This is a genomic window from Parasediminibacterium paludis, assembly GCF_042651445.1.
GTDB lineage: Bacteria > Bacteroidota > Bacteroidia > Chitinophagales > Chitinophagaceae > Parasediminibacterium > Parasediminibacterium paludis.
The window spans coordinates 389,137-409,178 of record NZ_JBHSDC010000012.1 but is presented as its reverse complement, the minus strand read 5'-3'; the positions used below and the strand labels follow the sequence as shown (position 1 = coordinate 409,178).

General features: G+C 36.4%; 16 protein-coding genes. 15 read left to right on the top strand and 1 reads right to left on the bottom strand.

The annotated features are described in order from the left end of the window. Window positions 1-5: 5 nt before the first annotated feature. The 7 genes from ACFOW1_RS08500 to ACFOW1_RS08470 all read left to right on the top strand — a co-directional run bounded on the left by ACFOW1_RS08500 (window position 6) and on the right by ACFOW1_RS08470 (window position 7,176). On the top strand, window positions 6-1,532 hold the full coding sequence (locus tag ACFOW1_RS08500; protein WP_379013581.1) for a phytoene desaturase family protein: 1,527 nt from the start codon (window positions 6-8) through the stop codon (window positions 1,530-1,532). Between the two features lie 102 nt (window positions 1,533-1,634). Further along, window positions 1,635-2,477: a phytoene/squalene synthase family protein gene (locus ACFOW1_RS08495; protein ID WP_379013580.1), complete on the top strand. Its 843-nt coding sequence runs from the start codon at window positions 1,635-1,637 to the stop codon at window positions 2,475-2,477. A gap of 86 nt (window positions 2,478-2,563) precedes the next feature. Beyond that, the gene (gene idi / locus ACFOW1_RS08490; protein ID WP_379013578.1) at window positions 2,564-3,085 is read left to right on the top strand and encodes an isopentenyl-diphosphate Delta-isomerase; all 522 of its coding nucleotides are present in this window, start codon (window positions 2,564-2,566) and stop codon (window positions 3,083-3,085) included. A gap of 57 nt (window positions 3,086-3,142) precedes the next feature. Further along, entirely contained in the window at window positions 3,143-4,642 is a 1,500-nt protein-coding gene (crtD, locus tag ACFOW1_RS08485; RefSeq protein WP_379013576.1) for a 1-hydroxycarotenoid 3,4-desaturase CrtD, read from the top strand. Window positions 4,643-4,695: 53 nt separating this feature from the next. After that, entirely contained in the window at window positions 4,696-5,385 is a 690-nt protein-coding gene (locus tag ACFOW1_RS08480; protein ID WP_379013575.1) for a carotenoid biosynthesis protein, read from the top strand. Further along, on the top strand, window positions 5,385-5,861 hold the full coding sequence (locus ACFOW1_RS08475; RefSeq protein WP_379013573.1) for a beta-carotene hydroxylase: 477 nt from the start codon (window positions 5,385-5,387) through the stop codon (window positions 5,859-5,861). Before ACFOW1_RS08480 ends, ACFOW1_RS08475 begins: the two co-directional genes overlap by 1 nt. Before the next feature lie 109 nt (window positions 5,862-5,970). After that, window positions 5,971-7,176, top strand: coding sequence for a lycopene cyclase family protein (locus ACFOW1_RS08470; RefSeq protein ID WP_379013626.1), 1,206 nt, complete (start codon window positions 5,971-5,973; stop codon window positions 7,174-7,176). A 37-nt stretch (window positions 7,177-7,213) separates the two neighbouring features. On the opposite strand, the gene purN is transcribed toward ACFOW1_RS08470, so the two are convergent. After that, on the bottom strand, window positions 7,214-8,074 hold the full coding sequence (gene purN, locus ACFOW1_RS08465; RefSeq protein ID WP_379013572.1) for a phosphoribosylglycinamide formyltransferase: 861 nt from the start codon (window positions 8,072-8,074) through the stop codon (window positions 7,214-7,216). A 241-nt stretch (window positions 8,075-8,315) separates the two neighbouring features. Between purN and ACFOW1_RS08460 the strand changes: the two genes are divergently transcribed. From ACFOW1_RS08460 to ACFOW1_RS08425, 8 genes are all read left to right on the top strand, one after another. Beyond that, complete coding sequence (locus tag ACFOW1_RS08460; RefSeq protein ID WP_379013571.1) at window positions 8,316-9,572, top strand: c-type cytochrome; 1,257 nt, start codon at window positions 8,316-8,318, stop codon at window positions 9,570-9,572. A 124-nt stretch (window positions 9,573-9,696) separates the two neighbouring features. Further along, a complete protein-coding gene (locus ACFOW1_RS08455; protein WP_379013570.1) occupies window positions 9,697-12,837 on the top strand; it encodes a TAT-variant-translocated molybdopterin oxidoreductase in 3,141 nt (1,046 codons plus the stop codon). A gap of 137 nt (window positions 12,838-12,974) precedes the next feature. After that, window positions 12,975-14,414: an NrfD/PsrC family molybdoenzyme membrane anchor subunit gene (gene nrfD / locus ACFOW1_RS08450; RefSeq protein WP_379013568.1), complete on the top strand. Its 1,440-nt coding sequence runs from the start codon at window positions 12,975-12,977 to the stop codon at window positions 14,412-14,414. Between the two features lie 80 nt (window positions 14,415-14,494). Next, complete coding sequence (locus tag ACFOW1_RS08445; protein WP_379013567.1) at window positions 14,495-15,085, top strand: DUF3341 domain-containing protein; 591 nt, start codon at window positions 14,495-14,497, stop codon at window positions 15,083-15,085. Window positions 15,086-15,097: 12 nt separating this feature from the next. Next, window positions 15,098-15,727 (top strand): c-type cytochrome, encoded by a 630-nt coding sequence (locus ACFOW1_RS08440; RefSeq protein ID WP_379013566.1) that lies wholly within the window; start codon window positions 15,098-15,100, stop codon window positions 15,725-15,727. Window positions 15,728-15,777: 50 nt separating this feature from the next. Continuing rightward, window positions 15,778-17,004, top strand: a complete 1,227-nt coding sequence (locus ACFOW1_RS08435) for a quinol:cytochrome C oxidoreductase (RefSeq protein WP_379013564.1) — start codon at window positions 15,778-15,780, stop codon at window positions 17,002-17,004. A gap of 72 nt (window positions 17,005-17,076) precedes the next feature. Further along, the gene (locus ACFOW1_RS08430; RefSeq protein ID WP_379013562.1) at window positions 17,077-18,156 is read left to right on the top strand and encodes a cytochrome c oxidase subunit II; all 1,080 of its coding nucleotides are present in this window, start codon (window positions 17,077-17,079) and stop codon (window positions 18,154-18,156) included. 31 nt (window positions 18,157-18,187) lie between these two features. Next, entirely contained in the window at window positions 18,188-20,008 is a 1,821-nt protein-coding gene (locus ACFOW1_RS08425) for a cytochrome c oxidase subunit I (protein ID WP_379013561.1), read from the top strand. Window positions 20,009-20,042: the final 34 nt, after the last annotated feature.

The window sequence follows — 20,042 nt, the reverse complement described above, 5'->3', positions numbered from 1 at the left end:
CATTCATGCAACAAAAGTCGGTAATAATAATAGGGGCGGGTTTTGCGGGGCTGTCTGCCGCCAGTTTTATGGCAAAAGCAGGTTATAAAGTAACAGTACTTGAAAAACACGGTATTCCGGGCGGTAGGGCTAGGCAATACCAAGCGCAAGGTTTTACGTTTGATATGGGGCCAAGTTGGTATTGGATGCCAGATGTTTTTGAAAGATTCTTCGCTCAATTTGGTAAAAAAGTTGCTGACTATTACCAGCTTAAAAGATTAGATCCCTCCTATAGTGTTTACTGGCAAGATGGTAAAATGGATGTGCCAGCCAATTATGAAACACTAAAAGCACTGTTTAATAGTATTGAACCTGATAGTGGTGAACAGTTAGATAAATTTTTAGCTGAAGCTGAATATAAATACGAGGTTGGTATAAATAAATTGGTACACAAGCCTGGTAGAAAGTTATCTGAATTTATAGATTGGGATTTAATGACTGGCGTATTTAAGCTAGATGTGTTTAACTCGATAAAAGCGCACGTTGCAAAGCACTTTAAACATCCACAACTTCGTGAATTATTAGAGTTTCCTGTATTATTTCTTGGGGCTTTGCCCGAAAAAACGCCTGCATTGTACAGCTTGATGAACTATGCAGACATTAAAGGCGGTACTTGGTATCCTGAAAAAGGGATGTACCAAATAGTACAAGGCATGTACCTTTTAGCCAAAGAATTGGGCGTAGATTTTCATTTTAACCAAAATGTAGAACAAATTGTGGTTGAGAATGGGGTAGCTGTTGGTGTGAAAACCACAGTAGAAAGCCTACCATCAATCGTCGATAGTCGACCATTGACTGAAACTCAAAACTTATTTTCTGCTGATGTAGTGATTGCTGGCGCTGATTATCACCATGTAGAAACCAAATTGTTGTCTAGTTCTTGTAGAAGTTATAGCGATGAATACTGGAACAAAAGAGTAATGGCACCAAGTTGCTTATTATATTACGTTGGCTTAAGTAAAAAGATAGACAATATTCAGCACCATACTTTATTTTTTGATACCTCATTTGATGTGCATGGTGCAGAGATTTATACTACCAAACAATGGCCTACCAATCCATTGTTTTACGTAAGTGCCGTATCGGTAACAGACCCAAGTTCTGCACCAAACGGTTGTGAAAATTTGTTTATATTAATACCTGTAGCCACTGGTTTAACTGGTGATGATGAGGCATTGAGAGATAAATATTTTGATATTGTTGTTGAGCGAATGGAACAAAAATTGCAACAATCTATTAAGCCATATGTTATCTACAAAAAGTCGTACGCTCAGAGTAATTTTATAAAAGATTACAATGCGTTTAAAGGCAATGCTTATGGATTGGCAAATACCCTATTACAGACTGCTATTTTAAAGCCAAGTTGTAAAAGCAAAAAGGTGAAAAACCTATTTTATACAGGTCAATTAACTGTACCAGGGCCAGGTGTACCGCCAAGCTTAATAAGTGGTGAAGTAGTTGCAAAAGAAGTGGTGAAGGCGTTTGGTGTGTAACGGACGCAGAGGTTGAGAAATGCGCAGGGCGTCGGAGTGTGCAACCCAACAACAGTTGAAAAGATAACGAAAGCTGACAAACAAATAAACATACCTAGGGCCATGACCAACATGCAACTTTTTCATAGCGTAAGTCAAGAATGCAGTAGAAATACCACTGTACAATATAGTACTAGTTTTTCTTCTGCCATTAAGCTGTTGCATAAAGACTTAAGACAACCCATTTTTAATATTTATGGTTTTGTGCGCTTTGCTGATGAAATTGTAGACACTTTCCATGGTTATGATAAAGCTAATTTACTTGCAGAATTTAAAGCAGCTACTTACGAAGCAATTGAAAGAGGTATTAGTTTAAATCCCATTTTACATAGTTTTCAATTGACAGTAAACGCTTACAATATTGATAAAAAGCTGATTGATGCATTTTTGTATAGCATGGAAATGGATTTGGATAAACGCAAATATGATAAGGCGGGCTATGAAGAATATATTTATGGTAGTGCAGAAGTGGTAGGTTTAATGTGCTTGTATGTATTTTGCAATGGCAATCAAACGGAGTATGAACGCTTGAAACCAGGCGCTAGAAGTTTGGGTGCAGCGTTTCAAAAAGTAAATTTTTTAAGAGACTTGAAAGCTGATTTCGAAGCATTAGATAGAGTATATTTTCCTGGCTGTGATTTTAGAAACTTTACTAAAGAAGATAAATTATTAATAGAAGCAGATATACAAAAAGATTTTGATGATGCTTATGCTGCCATCTTACAATTGCCTATTCAGGCAAGATTCGGTGTATATGTTGCATATAAATATTACCTCTCGTTGTTTAAGAAAATTAAACAACTAAAGCCCCAGAAAATCATGGAAGAACGTATTCGTATTCCTGATTATAGCAAAGCTTTTATACTGGCTAAAGCTGGCATTAGAAGTCAATTGAATATCCTTTAGACACATACCGATTAAAGCTAGCTTAAGATTGATGAAAGGCAACGCATTCGTTTGCGTGAATCATTGATTCGGATTATTTTTAAGCCATGGAAACAGTTGTATTAGTAAATGAATCTGATGTAGAGATAGGCTTAATGGAAAAAATGGAAGCGCATGAAAAAGCTATGTTACATAGGGCTTTCAGTGTATTTATTTTTAACAGAAAGGGCGAATTATTACTACAACAAAGAGCACTTCGCAAATACCATAGCGGTGGTCTTTGGACCAACACTTGTTGCAGTCATCCTAGACCACATGAAGATATAAAAGCCGCTGCACACCGAAGGTTGCGTGAAGAAATGGGTTTTGATACTGAACTAGTGAAAGCGTTTGATTTTACCTACAAAGCAGAATTTACAAATGGGCTTACCGAACATGAGTTTGACCACGTTTTTATTGGTACTTATGATGATTTGGTGCAACCAAATTTTGATGAGGTAGAAAACTATGCATACCGTGCACTGCCATTGATAGAAGCAGCTTTAAAAAATAATCCTGATTTTTTTACGGAGTGGTTTCATATTGCTTTTCCTAAAGTGGTGAGTTGGCTTGCCGAAAACAAAAGCTAAATAATTAGGCATTGCTTTAGTATTTTTACTCCCAATCAATAAAAATAGATTAAGTACATGTCTCATAAAAAAGCCATTATAATTGGTGCTGGTGTTGCAGGTTTAGCAAGTGCTATCAGGCTTGCTGTGCAAGGGTTTGCCGTTGAAGTGTACGAGAAAAATAGTTACCCGGGTGGCAAATTATCTCATTTTGAAGCAAATGGATTTAAGTTTGATGCTGGACCTAGTTTATTTACTCAACCACAAAATATAGAAGCCTTATTTGCGTTAGCTGGCGAGCCCATTGCTGACTACTTTAATTACCAATCTTTACCAGTTTCTTGCAAATATTTTTACAGTGATGGTACAGTTGTAAACGCTTATACCAATACCAACGCTTTTGCCAATGAATTAGAAAATAAGTTAGGGGAAGATGGAAAAAAACTGACCAGCTATTTAAAACAGTCTGAAAAAGTCTATAATAATATTGGTAGTATTTTTTTAAACCATTCGCTGCACAAACGTAAAACCTTGTTTAAAGCACCTATTCGTAAGGCATTGGCTACTGCAAAGTCTAAATACTTGTTTAAAACCTTGCATCATATAAACGAAGCCGCGTTTACTAAAACACATACTGTACAATTATTTAATAGGTATGCCACTTACAACGGTAGTAGCCCTTACCTAGCCCCAGGTATGTTGAGTTTAATACCGCATCTTGAGCATAACGAAGGCACATTTTATCCAAAAGGTGGCATGATAAGTATTACCAATGCTTTGTATCAACTGGCACTAAAGAAAAATGTGGTTTTTCATTTTAATACACCAGTCACAAGTATTATCCATCATGAAGATAAAGTAAGAGGTGTTGTTGCTAATAACGATAACCATTATGCAGAAATTGTAGTGAGTAATATGGATGCTTATTTCACCTACAATCATTTATTGAAAGATTATCGCAAGGCGAATAAGATTTTAAAGCAAGAACGCAGTAGCAGTGCGCTAATATTTTATTGGGGTATTAATGCCAGTTTTCCAGCATTAGAACTGCATAATATCTTTTTCACGAAAGATTATAAAGCGGAATTTGACAGTTTATTCAAATTAAAAAATCTTTATTACGATCCTACGATTTACATTAATATCACTAGTAAATGTGAACCAGGCTTTCAGGCACCAGAAGGCAAAGAAAACTGGTTTGTAATGATCAATGTTCCTGCTAATGTGGGGCAAAATTGGCAATCATTTACACAGCGTTACAGGGAAATTATTATTGCTAAATTATCTGCGGCGCTTGGTAAAGACATCGCTTCTTTAATTGAAGTAGAAGAAGTACTAGACCCAATTACTATTGAAAGTAAAACGGCTTCGTATATGGGCTCATTGTATGGTACAAGCAGCAATAGCAAATTTGCAGCTTTTTTGCGCCACCCAAATTTTACCAATGCTATTAAAGGCTTATATTTTGTTGGTGGCAGTGTACATCCAGGTGGGGGCATACCGCTTTGCTTGCAAAGCGCTAAAATTATGAGTGATATAGTAGTTGACGATATGAAAAAGAAGAAAAAGGCACATTAAACCTTGTTACAAGAAGGTTTTACTTGTTATTTTCGCTCCTTTAAAATACCCCATTGAAACAATATTTAACCCGATACAAGATTGCCATTGGCATAGCTATTCTCTTTCATGTTAGTGGCTTCATTGGCATTTTATTCACGCCTTACGCCCATTGGTTCATAGAAAATACCCCACTCAATTTAGTATTAATGTTTGGGTTATTAATCTATACCCAGCATTACAGAAGCAGGCGGTTTTACTTATTCATGTTGATAGCTTTTGTAGTAGGTATGTTCTCTGAAATGATTGGTGTACATACAGGAAAGCTTTTTGGTCATTACCATTATGGCGACGTTATGGGGCGTAAACTATTGGGTGTGCCATTTTTAATAGGTATCAATTGGTTTGTGGTGGTGTTTTCAGCAGGTATTATTATGCGTAAAATAAATATTTGGCTCGAGGCTAGATATTTACCCGAAGGTCAACAAATGCGGCCAGGTTTTAAAGCCGCTAGTTTTATAATCGACGGTGCATTACTAGCTACTTTTTTCGATTTTATAATGGAACCAGTGGCCATCGAGTTAAAGTTTTGGCAATGGCACACGCCTTATGTGCCATTTTATAATTATATTTGTTGGTTTTTTATCAGTGCATTTTTGCTCATTCTTTTCCGTAAGCTGAACTTCAATAAAAACAACCATTTCGCTGTACATTTGTTTATCATACAGTCGTTGTTTTTTATTGCTTTACAAATTTTTCTATAATGTTGTTATATATCATTATTACACTTGCTGTTTTTTGTTTAATGGAAGGAATCACTTGGCTAACACATAAGTATGTGATGCATGGGTTTTTGTGGTATTTGCATGAAGATCATCACCAAAAAACACATGGTTTTTTCGAGAAAAACGACGCTTTCTTTCTCATATTTGCGGTACCAAGTTGGTTGTGTATTATGCTTGGCAGTATGCACCAAAATTATGTATCTGTGAGTATTGGCGCAGGTATTGCTTTGTATGGTTTTGCATACTTTTTGTTTCATGAAATCATTATCCATCAGCGCTTTAAACTATTTACTCGTACCAATAGTCGCTACATTAAAGCCATTCGCTGGGCACATAAAATGCACCATAAACACATTAATAAAGAAGATGGTGAAAGTTTCGGAATGCTAATCGTTGCTAAAAAATATTGGGACAAAGTAAAGCGCGATGAAGCGTTGAAGAATAGTATTGTATAATATTATTTCTATGCAATCATTGTTGATACCCCTATTTTAGCACACTATGCAGTTTCTTAGGTATATCGAAATTATGTCTGAATCGTAATTCTAAGTCTTATCCTCACCCATCTATTATAAACATACCATTTGTTTCCTAAAATTAGCAATCATTAACCAACAATCAGCAATATCGCATTATGATTTTATCATCACTGGTGCTGGTTGTGCAGGTTTAAGTTTGTTAATGCGTCTGTTGCAAGAGCCTTCGCTTAGCAGCAAGCAAATTTTAATCATTGATCAAACACCTAAAAACAAAAACGACAGAACTTGGTGTTTTTGGGAAACAAGCGCTGGGCTTTTTGAGGCTATCGTTCACCACCGCTGGCATGATATACAATTTCTGTCGCAGCAATTTTCAAATACAATCGCTATCGCCCCATATACATATAAAATGATACATGGCTTGGAATTTTACAACTATGTTATCCAATTTGCGCAGCAATTTCCAAATGTTACTTTTAAATATGATACTGTAAAAAGTATTGTAAATCACCATAAAAGTGTAGAAGTAAAGCTGAACTATGTATCTTTTACTGCTGACTTTGTATTTAACAGTATCATCTTTCAGCAACCCGAACTACCTAAGGGTAAATATTATTTGTTGCAGCACTTTAAAGGTTGGGTTATTAATACGCAACAGCCAGCTTTTAACCCCAACATGGCTACGTTTATGGATTTTACTGTTAGTCAGCAACATGGCACTACTTTTATGTATGTGTTGCCAACAAGTACCACCGAAGCTTTGGTTGAGTATACGTTGTTTACCGAAGCATTATTGGCAGAAACGGACTACGACGATGCACTTAAAAACTATATCAAAAAGCAACTAGGCATTACGGAATATACCATCGAACATGAGGAATTTGGCATTATACCAATGACGAATATCGATTTTCCAAATTACGATGGTCGCATTGTAAATATAGGTATTGCTGGCGGGCAAGCAAAAGGTAGCAGTGGCTATGCGTTTCAGTTTATACAAAAGAGAACTGAACAAATTGTACACTCTTTAGTGAAAAACCAGCATCCATTTACAAAAACTACTTTTTCAGATAAGAAGTTTAAGTTCTACGATAGCGTTTTGCTAAATGTATTACATCATAAAAAATTAAATGGTGATGCTGTTTTTGCGGATATATTTCAAAAAAATAGCCCAAATACGATTTTCCGTTTTTTAGATAACAATAGCAATTTGCTTGAAGACATACAAATAATGAATAGCGTACCTATCACAGTTTTCCTAAAAGCTGCATTACAGGAATTGTTTATTTGATTGTCTAGTTAATATTATCACTACAAAATCAAATAAACTATTTGTTAGCGGATAAAACCACTTCTTCTACTATTCTTGGAAAATGTAGGTGTTCTAGTTGGTGAATTTTAGCAGCCACCGTATCAGGGGTATCAGCTTTAGTTACAGCACAACTTGCCTGAAAAATATGTTTCCCTTCATCAAAGTTTTCATTTACATAATGTATGGTAATGCCGCTTTCAGTTTCGCCGTTGGCTACAACAGCTTCATGTACAAAATGACCATACATGCCTTTACCACCATATTTTGGTAACAATGCAGGATGTATATTAATAATTTTATCAGGATAGGCTTTAATTAGAGCAGCCGGCACTTTCCATAAAAAGCCTGCCAATACGATAAAGTCAATTTGCTTTGCCTTTAAAATGTTGACATAGGCGTCGCCCCTAAAAAAAGGTTCTTTTTCTATTAATAGTGTTTCAATATTATTTAATTCTGCAATTGCTAAAACGCCCGCTTCGGGCTTGTTGCAGACTACTAGCTTTACTTTTATATATTGATTATGTTGCAGATGTTCGATAATTTTTGCCGCATTGCTACCAGCTCCAGAAGCAAATATGGCAATTTGCTTGGTTGAGGTTACTTTTCCTGTCATTCTTTTGCTCATTCTATGTAAATAATTTCTAAAAAATGTAAATTGTCCCAAAGGAATACTTACGAATAATACACAAAATGGCCAAAGAATAGATATTGTAATAATATATATAATCAAATAAATAAAACCTTTTTCTATTGATATATAACTGAGTAATTTTCTACCTGTAATGCCGCATAAGCTACCACCAAAAGCAAATGTGCAAATAATTAGTGTGAATTGCAACCAACTTACTTTCCATTTTTCTTTCCATTTTTTTACCATATGTCAAATGTGCAACTATTTTTTGAGTAATTTTTACTGTGTTTTTAACATTCATGGGTTTAACAGTTTCGTTTACAATTTTATGACAATTCAAATGGCTAACTTTCAACAATCGGCTGAAACCCTTGCCAGCAAAGGATAAAAAAAATTTTTGTGAGATGTGCATTTCTCATGTTACTGTCATATTTTTGCCACCGCAAAAGGATATTTCTCCTCACCTAAGAACAATTAGAACGTGAATATGATACGTCTTAGAAGTATAGCCAAAACATTTTTTCTTACGCTGACAGTTTTAATGGCTTTTTCATGTGTAAATACTGCATCTGCTCAGGATGGTAAAGCCTTGTTTTCAGCCAATTGTGCATCATGCCATGCGGTTAATAAAAGATTAACTGGTCCTGCTTTAGCTGGTGTAGAAGATAGATGGCCTGACAAAGCGAAATTGCATGCTTGGATTAGAAATAACCAAGCGTTCTTAAAAACTGGCGACAAATATGCGAATGATTTGTATAATGAGTATGGCAAAGTAGGAATGAGCATATTTCAAAATTTTACAGATAAGGAAATTGACGCTATTTTAGCTTATATTAAAAGTGTACCTGCTGATGGTGCCAAGGGTGGTGGTGGAACAACCGTTGCAGATCCTGCTGGTTCATCAAGTGACAACTCTATTTTATTTGGTATACTTACTTTAGTGCTGGCAGTAGTTGCACTAATATTATTACAAGTAAATGGTAATCTTAAAAAATTATCTGACGATAAAGAGGGCGTTCCTGCGGCTGAGCCAATTGCCTTTTGGAAGAACAAAGCTTATATTGCCGTAGTAATTGTACTACTATTTATTGTAGGTGGTTATTATACTACAATGGGCGCTATAGGATTAGGAAGAAGCAAAGATTACCAACCGGAGCAGCCTATCTACTATTCACATAAAGTACATGCTGGTATCAATCAAATCAATTGTCAATATTGTCACATCGGTGTTTACCAAGGTAAGCAGGCTACTTTACCTTCTGTGAACGTTTGTATGAATTGTCATATGGCCATTAATGAATACAAGGGTGACAAGATTATAAACGAAGACGGCGTTGAAGTAAATGGCACTGCCGAAATTAAGAAACTATATAAATATGCTGGTTTTGAAGAAGGCAAACCTTGGGATGCCAATAAAGCTAAACCAATTGAATGGGTGCGTATCCACAATTTACCTGACCACGTTTATTTTAACCATGCGCAGCACGTAAATGCGGGCAAAGTTGCTTGCCAAACTTGCCATGGTGAAATTCAGAAAATGAGTGAGGTAAAACAATACTCTAATTTAAGTATGGGCTGGTGTATTAACTGCCACCGTGAGACAAAAGTTCAATTTAAAGACAATGGCTTTTACAGCATCTATGAAAAATACCATGCTGATTTAAAGAGCGGTAAAATTGATAGCACAAAGGGTATTACTGTTGAAAAAATTGGTGGTACAGAGTGTCAAAAATGTCACTATTAATAAATGTCAATTAGCATTTAACCAAGATTTAACTGCTAGTTCCGATAAAAATAATACCTGATTAATGTAACAGGTTGTAAGGGTTTTACATTAGCATATTAGCTAATTATCACATTATAAGATTATGAGTAAAAAGCATTGGCAAAGTTTTGGGGAATTGAATAATTCTGATGCTTACAAGCAATCAGTAAAAGACGAGTTTCGTGAAGATTTACCTGTAGAAACCGCAGATAATGGTTTCCTTGAGGGCAAAACGCCACGTAGAGATTTCTTAAAATATTTGGGTTTTAGTACTGCTGCTGCGGCTGTTGCTGCAAGTTGTGAAATGCCAGTAAAAAAGGCAATTCCTTTTGCTAACAAACCAGAAGATATTGTACCAGGCATTGCCAATTATTATGCTACTACATTTGTACAAGATGGTGACGCGGTAAGCGTTATTGCTAAAGTACGTGATGGTCGCCCTATTAAAATAGAAGGTAATGATTTAAGCCCGATTACAAACGGCGGTACTTCTGCAAGGGTACAAGCATCAGTATTAGATTTATATGATACTGCGCGTTTGCGCTTTCCTCTAATCGATGGTAAAGAAGTTAAACTAGAAGATATTGATAAGGCTGTATCTGCTGATTTAGCGAGTGCGAATAATGTTGTTGTTTTAACTTCTACTGTGGTTTCACCTTCTTCAAAAGAAGTGATTGCACAGTTTCTAGCTAAGCATCCTGGTAGTAAGCATGTCACTTTTGATGCTGTTTCGTATAGCGGTATTTTACAAGCTAGTGAAGCTACTTATGGTAAAAGAACCATTCCTTCATACAGATTTGATAAAGCCAAAACAATTGTGAGCATTGGTGCTGATTTCCTCGGTACTTGGTTGAGCCCAATTGAATTTGCTAAGCAATATGCTGTAGGTAAAAGAATAGATGAGAAAAAACCAGAAATGAGCAAGCATTTTCATTTTGAAACTGTTGCGAGTTTAACTGGTAGTAATGCGGATGAAAGAATCTTACATCGTCCTTCTGAAACGGGTGCTGTTGTAGCTGGTTTACTAGCTGCTATCAACGGTCAAGCTGTCAATGGTTTAGATGACAAACTAAAGAAAGGTATAGAAAAAGTTGCTAAAGCTCTAGTTGCTACTAAGGGTGCATCATTGGTTGTTGCTGGTAGTAACGATTTGAATGTTCAGATTTTAGTTAATGCTATCAATGAGGCTTTACAATCAAATGGTAACACAATTGATTGGAGTGCTACATACAATACACGTCAAGGTATTGACGCTGATATGGTAAAACTTGTAGCCGATATGAAAGCTGGTACTATCGATGGTTTAATCATTTATGGTGCTAACCCTGTTTACTCATGGTTTAATAGTAAAGAGTTTGTTGAGGCTTTGAAAAAAGTAAAAGTGACTGTTTCTTTCAATACCAAAGCTGATGAAACAACACAACTTTGTAAATATGTAGTACCTGATCATAATTACCTTGAAAGTTGGGGCGATGCAGAAATTAAAACAGGCTATTACTCATTTGTACAACCTACTATCTATCCATTGTTCAAAACGCGTCAGTGGCAGGATAGCTTGTTGAAATGGAGCGGCGCAACTACTGATTATTTAGCTTTCCTAAAATCTTATTGGAGTGCTAAAGTAGGTGGCGAAACTGGTTGGGATAAAGTGTTGCAAGACGGTGTAATTAATCCAACTGCAGCCACTGCTTCTACTGCTAGTTTTAATGCTGCTGCTGTTGCTGGTGCAAGTGCAGCAATTTCAAGCTACAAGAAAAGCGATAAAATTGAATTGGTTCTATACCAAAAAGTAGCAATTGGTGAAGGGCAAGGTGCCTCAAACCCTTGGTTGCAAGAATTACCAGATCCGGTTTCTAAAGCGACTTGGGATAATTATTTAGTTATTTCCCCCGCTTTAGCCAAATCTTTATTGAAAATTGATTTAGCTATAGGAGGTCAAGCAGATGCTTACGAGGTACAACCACCAAAACACGTAGTAGAAATCACTGCTGCGAATGGTGTTAAAGTATCTTTACCAGCATTAATTATTCCTGGAACACACCCCAACACTGTGGGTATTGCTGTAGGTTACGGTCGTACGGAGAAATTAGGTAAAGGTGTATTGGCAGATGAAGGAGGAAAGGGTATGGGCGCAAATGCATTTCCTTTTGCTAGTCTAGTTAATGGTACTGTTTCATACACCGTAGCAGATATTACTCTAAAAGATACTGGTGATTTATACAAAGTTGCCCTAACACAAACACACAATATCTATAATACTAGCCAAGGTAATCGTACCGAGGTAATGAAAGAATTGACTTTGGCTGAGTTTAAACACAATCCAAATGAGATTTTAGAAGATCGTGATAAGGAGCTAAAACCTTACGGTGGTATCGCAAATTTTGAGAAAGAAGGTACCATTTATCCGACTTACGACAGACCGGGTCTTAAGTGGGGTATGAGTGTTGACTTGAACACTTGTAATGGTTGCGGTGCTTGTGTGGTAGCTTGTAATGCTGAAAATAATATTCCTGTTGTAGGTAAAATACAAGTAGCTAAAGCACATGAAATGCATTGGTTACGTATTGATAGATATTATACTGGCGATCCTGAAAATCCAAATGTTGTGTTCCAGCCGTTAATGTGCCAACACTGTGACAACGCACCTTGTGAGAACGTTTGTCCGGTTGCTGCAACGAACCACAGTAGTGAGGGTTTAAATCAAATGACTTACAACCGTTGTATTGGTACAAGGTACTGTGCTAACAACTGTCCATATAAAGTACGCCGTTTCAACTGGTTAGATTATACAGGTGCTGATAGTTTTGCTGACAACCAAAAACCATTAGTCGAAGAAGGTGGCTTGAGTGAAGTGGTATTAGATATGAACGATGACTTAACAAGAATGGTGTTAAATCCAGATGTTACCGTTCGTGCTAGAGGTGTGATTGAAAAATGTTCTTTTTGTGTTCAACGTTTACAAGCTGGTAAGCTATCAGCTAAAAAGGATAGTCGCGTACCTGAAGATAAAGATTTCAAAGTTGCTTGTCAACAGGCTTGCCCTACAAATGCTATTGTATTCGGTAATGCAAATAGCGATAAAAGTGAAATCACAACTGTTCGTAAAGCCAATGAGAAACGTTTATTTTTATCACTTGAACAGTTACACGTTTTGCCAAATGTAACATACATGGCTAAAGTTAGACATATCGATGAAGAAGGCGAGGAGAAGAAAGAAGGCGCCAAAGTAGAGCATGAAGGTTAAATAATATCGTTGCCAAAGCACAGTAAAGTATCTTACAGATGCAGTGTGCGACGCAACTGAAGATACATAGTAGTAAAAAGCTGGTTACATAAATATTCCTAAGAGTAATATCGAGGGTTAATAATAACAAGAGACAGATGCATTTAAAGTACGAATCACAATTAAGGGAACCGTTAGTAACGGGCGACAAAAATTACCATCAGGTAACTGAAGATATTTTAGCCCCTATTGAAGGCAAGCCAACAAAACTTTGGTACGTAGGTTTCTATACCGCCGTTGCATTGTTGCTATTTGGTGTGTATAGCGTGTACAGAGAGGTAACTTACGGTATTGGTCAGTGGAATTTGAATAAAACCATTGGTTGGGGTTGGGATATCACCAACTTCGTTTGGTGGGTAGGTATTGGTCACGCTGGTACTTTGATTTCTGCGATTTTGTTATTATTTAGACAAGGTTGGAGAACTGGTGTTAACCGTGCTGCGGAGGCCATGACTATTTTTGCCGTTATGTGCGCTGGTCAGTTTCCTATTTTTCACATGGGTCGTGTATGGATGGCGTTCTTTGTATTGCCTTATCCTAATAGCCGTGGTCCTTTATGGGTGAACTTTAACTCGCCATTACTTTGGGACGTATTTGCTATTTCTACTTACTTCACAGTATCATTATTATTTTGGTATAGTGGTTTAATTCCTGACTTTGCTACTGTACGTGATAGAGCAAAAACCAAATTAAGTAAACACTTATACGGGTTAGCGGCTTTTGGTTGGACTGGTTCTACCAAACACTGGCAACGTATAGAAAGCTTGCACTTAGTATTAGCAGGTTTGTCTACACCGCTTGTATTATCAGTACACACAATCGTATCTTTTGACTTCGCTACTTCAGTAATTCCTGGTTGGCATACAACAATCTTTCCACCTTACTTCGTAGCAGGTGCGGTATTCTCAGGTTTTGCAATGGTACAATCCTTAATGATTATTGTACGTAAAGTATTTGGTTTACAAGACTATATTACACTTGGTCACATAGAAGCAATGAATAAAGTAATTGTAACCACAGGTTCAATTGTAGGTGTTGCTTACTTAACTGAGTTGTTTATGGGTTGGTATAGCCAAAGCAAATATGAAGGTTATACTTTCTGGTACAGCCGTGCAAATTTATTTAGCCCTTATGGATGGAGCTATTGGGGTATGATGGCTTGTAACGTAATAAGCCCACAAATTTTCTGGTTTAGAAAAATGAGGAGAAACCTATTTGTTACTTTCTTTATGAGTATTATTGTAAATGTGGGTATGTGGTTTGAGCGTTTCGTTATCATTGTAACTTCATTATATCGTGACTATTTGCCATCATCTTGGAGTGTTTATTATAGCCCTTCAATTTGGGAAATTGGGTTTTATCTAGGAACATTTGGCTTATTCTTTACATGTTTCTTCCTGTTTGCTAAATACTTCCCTGTAATTGCAGTTGCTGAGATTAAATATGTATTGAAAACAACTGGTAACAATTATAAGGCTGGTATGGCCGAAGTGGAAGGTCAAAAGCTAGATGAATTTGTGCATGAATATGCACATTAGGTCTTAATGTTTTGTTGAGAAATAATAATAATATTTTACTATAGTTTAGCAACTATAGTCTATAGATATAAAAATTGACTATGGCAAAGAAGAAATTTGTGATTGGTTGTTTTGATAACGAGGATGTATTATTTCCTGCAGTAAAAAAAGTACGTACTGCAGGTTATAAAATACAAGACGTTTATACACCATTTCCAGTGCACGGTTTAGATCATGCATTAGGGATGAGAGAAACAAGTCTGCACACAGCTGGTTTTATTTATGGAGTTACAGGTACTACTACCGCTATCAGCTGTATTAGTTGGATTTTCACAAAAGATTGGCCTTTAAATATTGGAGGTAAACCGCATTTTGCATTACCAGCTTGGATTCCAATAATGTTTGAATTAACCGTTCTGTTTGCTGCTGTGGGTATGGTATTGACATTTTGTTATTTATGTCAATTGGCACCCGGTGTTAAGAAACATCATTTTCATGCTAGATCCACAGATGACACTTTTGTTATGGTAATTGAATGTACAGAAAAAACCAATACCGATGATTTGCAAGCTTTTTTATCTAATGCTGGTGCATTAGAGACCAATATACAAGTTGCTGAAGAAGGCTGGTGGCTTGGTAGATATGATAAAGATGAAATGCCTTTTGAATCAACTCAAATCGTTGCTGCTTAATTATAATACAAGATGAAGAAATTATCAATCATAGCTATTTTGTGTGCGGGTGCAGTTATTGTTAGCTGTAGCGACGTCAAACGTAAGCCAGGCAGTATTTACATGCCTGATATGGCTTACAGTCGTGCTTACGAAACTTATGCTGATCACAGTAATCTGGCTGAGAAAGGGATTAATTACAATAATAAACCTGTAGAGGGTACTATTGCACGTGGTGAAGAAATGCCTTTTCATATTGCAAAAGATGTTGCAGGTGATACCACCAATTATTTTGCTTCTAGGGCTGTTAAAAACCCAATTGATAGCCTTAGTCCTAAGCAGTTTGCAGAAGCTGAGCGATTATACTTAATTAACTGCGGTATTTGTCATGGTCCAAAATTAGATGGTAATGGTCCATTATATAAAGGTGGAGAGGGGCCTTATCCTGCTAAGCCTGCGACTTTAGTTGGTGATGTTAAATACGAATCAATGCCTGAAGGTCAAATGTTTTATTCTGTTGCTTATGGGAAGAATCTAATGGGTAGTTATGCTTCGCAATTAAGTAGAACGCAACGTTGGATGGTTATAAAATACATAAAGGGCAAACAAGCTGCAGCTAAGGCAACCGCAGTTCTAGCAGCGGATGCAACAGCTGCAAAATAATTTTCAAAATCGATATCGAATATATTCGGCGGACATTCAAAATAAATACAATGGCATCTATAAAAGAACAATTTGAAATTCCTTCCAAACTCAAAACATGGTCAATGGCTCTAATAGGCATTGGTTTGGTGGCATTGATAATAGGTTTCATCACTAAAGGAAGAGGTACTGAAGAAGAACAAGTAGAATTTATAGGTACTATTATGTACAATACAATATTCTGGACATTGATTTGTAATGCATCAATGTTCTTTATATGTGTATGTACTTTGGCAATGGGTGGTTGGTATCAAGCTTTCAGAAGAATTCCAGAAGCAATCTCTACATTAGTTCCAATATTCGGCACTATAACTCTAATTGTTTTGTTGTACGTTGGCTTTACTGGAAATCATCATATTTATCATTGGTTGGATACTAAGGCGGTAGCTGATGATGCTGTTTTAAAGGGTAAAGTTGGTTTTTTAAATATCAAGTTTTTCACAGTATGGTCATTTTTAGCCATTGGTTTATGGTCTTTGTTAGGTTGGAGAATGCGCTTATTAAGTAATGAAGCTGATAAAGGCGAATTCGATGCTGACAGTGCTGCATCTTACATTTGGAGGAATACAGTCCGTGCCGCTTTGTTCATAGTTTGGTTCGCTTTAACTGTCGGCTCTACCATCCCTTGGTTATGGATGATGAGCATTGATGCACATTGGTATAGTACGATGTACAGTTGGTACACATTTGCTAGTTCTTGGGTAAGTGGTCTAAGTCTTATCACTTTGTGGATCATTTACATGAAGAATAAGGGTTACATGGAGTATGTAAATCAGGAACACTTACATGACATGGGAAAATTTATGTTTGCATTTTCTATTTTTTGGACATATTTATGGTTCTCTCAATACATGTTGATTTGGTATTCAAATCAACCAGAAGAAACAATTTATTTTAAACACAGAGTACAAGGCGCTTATAAACCTATTTTCTTCTTGAATCTTATAATTAATTTCTTATGTCCTGTGCTGATTTTAATGAAAAAATCTGCTAAAAGAAATTATACGTTGGTTACTTTCATGGCGGTATTAATCATTTTCGGACATTGGATTGATTTTTATCAAATGGTAATGGGTAGTTTACGCAAAGAGCATGCCGCCCTAAGTTGGTTTGACTTTGGTGTTTTAACTTTCTTTGTTGGGGTAATGATTCGCTTTACAGCAAATGCATTGGCTAGTAAACCACTTGTAGCTAAATATCATCCTTTCTTAAAAGAAAGTATTGTACACCATACATAAATTTATCTTGTTGCTCAGCAACTTTATTTAATTGAAATTGTTTTAATAGTTATAGAAAATATTGGTAGCGTTATGACACTTTATTTAACAATCGCCGTTATAGTTTTAGTTTTTGTCATCATCTTTCAGATTTCAAAAGCTAGTGAGTATGTTTCTGTTTTAAAAGGTGAAGAAACCAGCCGCAAACAGAATAATAAGATAAACGGTTTTTTGATGGTTGCTTTTCTTATTCTCGGCTTAATTGGTGTATGGTATTGCAACCATTTGTTTTTCCATAAAACATTGTTTGCATACGATGCAGCCAGCGTACAAGGAGAAAAAGTTGATAGTATGCTATGGATTACTATTTATGTGACTGGATCAGTATTTATAGCAACACAAATTTTGTTATTCTGGTTCGCTTATAAATATCAGGGGAATGAAAATAGAAAAGTATTTTACTTTCCTCATAATACGAATTTAGAGTTATTATGGACAGTTGTGCCCGCCATAGTGTTAACCGTTTTAGTTGTTATAGGTCTACGAAATTGGTTCTCATTTACTGGCGAAGCTCCCAAAGATGCACAAGTTGTTGAAGTTACTGGTAAGCAGTTTGGCTGGGTTTTTCGATATCCAGGTAAAGACGGACAGTTAGGAAAAAAATATTATAAAAATATTGATGCTTCTACCAATGAGTTAGGTTTAGTGTGGGATGATAAGCTAGCACAAGATGACATTGTTAGTACACAAGCTTTATATGTTGTAAAGGGCAAACCAGTAAAACTAGTTATTGGAAGCAGAGATGTTATCCATGATGTAGGTTTGACACAGTTTCGTATGAAAATGGATGCCGTACCAGGTATTCCTACAACTATGTGGTTTACACCAAAATATACAACAAAAGAGATGAAAGAAATCTCAGGTAATCCAAATTTCGTATATGAAATAAGTTGTGACCAAATGTGTGGTAATGGTCATTATTCAATGAGAGGTATCATAGAGGTAGTAACGCAAGCCGAATATGACGCTTGGTTAGCTAAGCAAAAACCACAGTACTATACTGCTTTTCCTGACAAAGACCCGAGTGCAGTAAAGCCATTGGCTGACAGTGTTAAACCAGAAATTACAAAAGCACCTATGGCTATTGCACAAAAGGTAGTAGCGAAAATTTAATCAAATAATTTTGATGTCTAAAGATAGTTATATGAGCACTGAAGCGATTTTACATTCACATTCTGACGTTGCGATAAGCCACGAAACACATGGTGAGCACCATGAGCATCACCACCACCACGAGACTTTTATTTCTAAGTATGTGTTTAGCATGGATCATAAAATGATTGCTAAACAGTTTTTAATCACTGGTATGGTATGGGCTGTACTTGGTGGTTTGATGAGTGTTTTATTTCGTTTACAATTAGGATATCCAGATAGTACTTTCCCAATTCTAGAAGATATTTTGGGTAAATGGGCTAAAGGCGGCAGAATTTCTCCAGAAGCTTATTATGCTTTAGTTACAACACATGGTACAGTATTGGTATTTTTTGTGTTGACTGCAGGTTTAAGTGGAACTTTTGCAAACTTTCTAATTCCATTACAGATAGGTGCTAGAGATATGGCTTCACCCTTTATGAATATGTTGAGCTATTGGTTTTTCTTTTCAGCAAGTATTGTAATGTTATCTTCATTATTTATTGAAACAGGACCATTTAGTGGCGGTTGGACCGCATACCCGCCATTGTCTGCTTTGGGCTCAGCTTCCCCAGGTTCTAAAACAGGTATGGACTTATGGTTGGTAAGTATGGCATTATTTGTAGTTTCATCTTTGTTAGGTGGCCTTAACTACATAGCGACAGTACTTAATATGAGAACCAAAGGTATGAGCATGACACGCTTACCGCTTACTATATGGGCTTTATTCTTTACAGCTGTATTGGGTGTCTTATCATTCCCAGTATTGTTCTCCGGCTTTATCCTATTAATTTTTGACAGAAATTTCGGTACAAGTTTCTATTTAAGTGACATTTACGTAAACGGTGTTGGTGCATTACCTAATGAGGGTGGTAGTGCTATTTTATATCAGCACTTATTTTGGTTCTTAGGACACCCAGAGGTATATATCATTTTGTTACCAGCTATGGGTATGGTTTCAGAAATATTATCTGTGAACTCTCGCAAGCCTATATTTGGTTATATGGCCATGATTGGTTCTATGTTTGCAATTGCAATTTTGGCTTTCTTAGTTTGGGCACATCACATGTTTGTAACGGGTTTAAACCCATTCTTAGGTTCTATATTTGTATTGCTTACTTTATTGATAGCTGTGCCTTCTGCAATCAAGGTATTTAACTGGCTTACTACTCTTTGGCGCGGTAATATTCGTTTTACTCCTGCGATGCTATTTGCAATAGGTTTTGTGAGTTTATTTATATCTGGTGGTTTAACAGGTATTTGGCTCGGTAATTCTGCATTAGATATTCATTTGCATGACACATACTTCGTTATTGCGCACTTCCATATCGTTATGGGTGTTGCTAGTATGTTCGGTATGTTTGCTGGTATTTATCATTGGTATCCTAAGATGTATGGCCGTTTCATGAATAATTCCTTAGGCTATATACACTTTTGGATTACTATTGCTGGTGCATATCTAATTTTCTGGCCTATGCACTACGAGGGGCTAGCTGGTATGCCGCGTAGATATTATGACTACAGTATCTGGGAAAGTTTCAAGCAATTTGCTGATTTAAACAGATTCATTAGTACTGTAGCGATGATTGTGTTTGCTACGCAACTGCTGTTTTTGTTGAATTTCTTCTATTCAATTTTTAAGGGTAGAAAAGTAACTGTTCAAAATCCATGGGGATCTAACAGTTTGGAATGGACTGCACCTATTAATCCTGGTCATGGTAACTGGCCTGGTGAAATCCCTGAAGTTCACCGTTGGGCCTATGATTATGGCAAAGATGGTAAGGAGTTTATTCCTCAAACTGTGGCAGTTGGTGCTGATGAAAGCCACCACTAATAATTAAAAAGCTCAATAGAGCATTTACATAAGT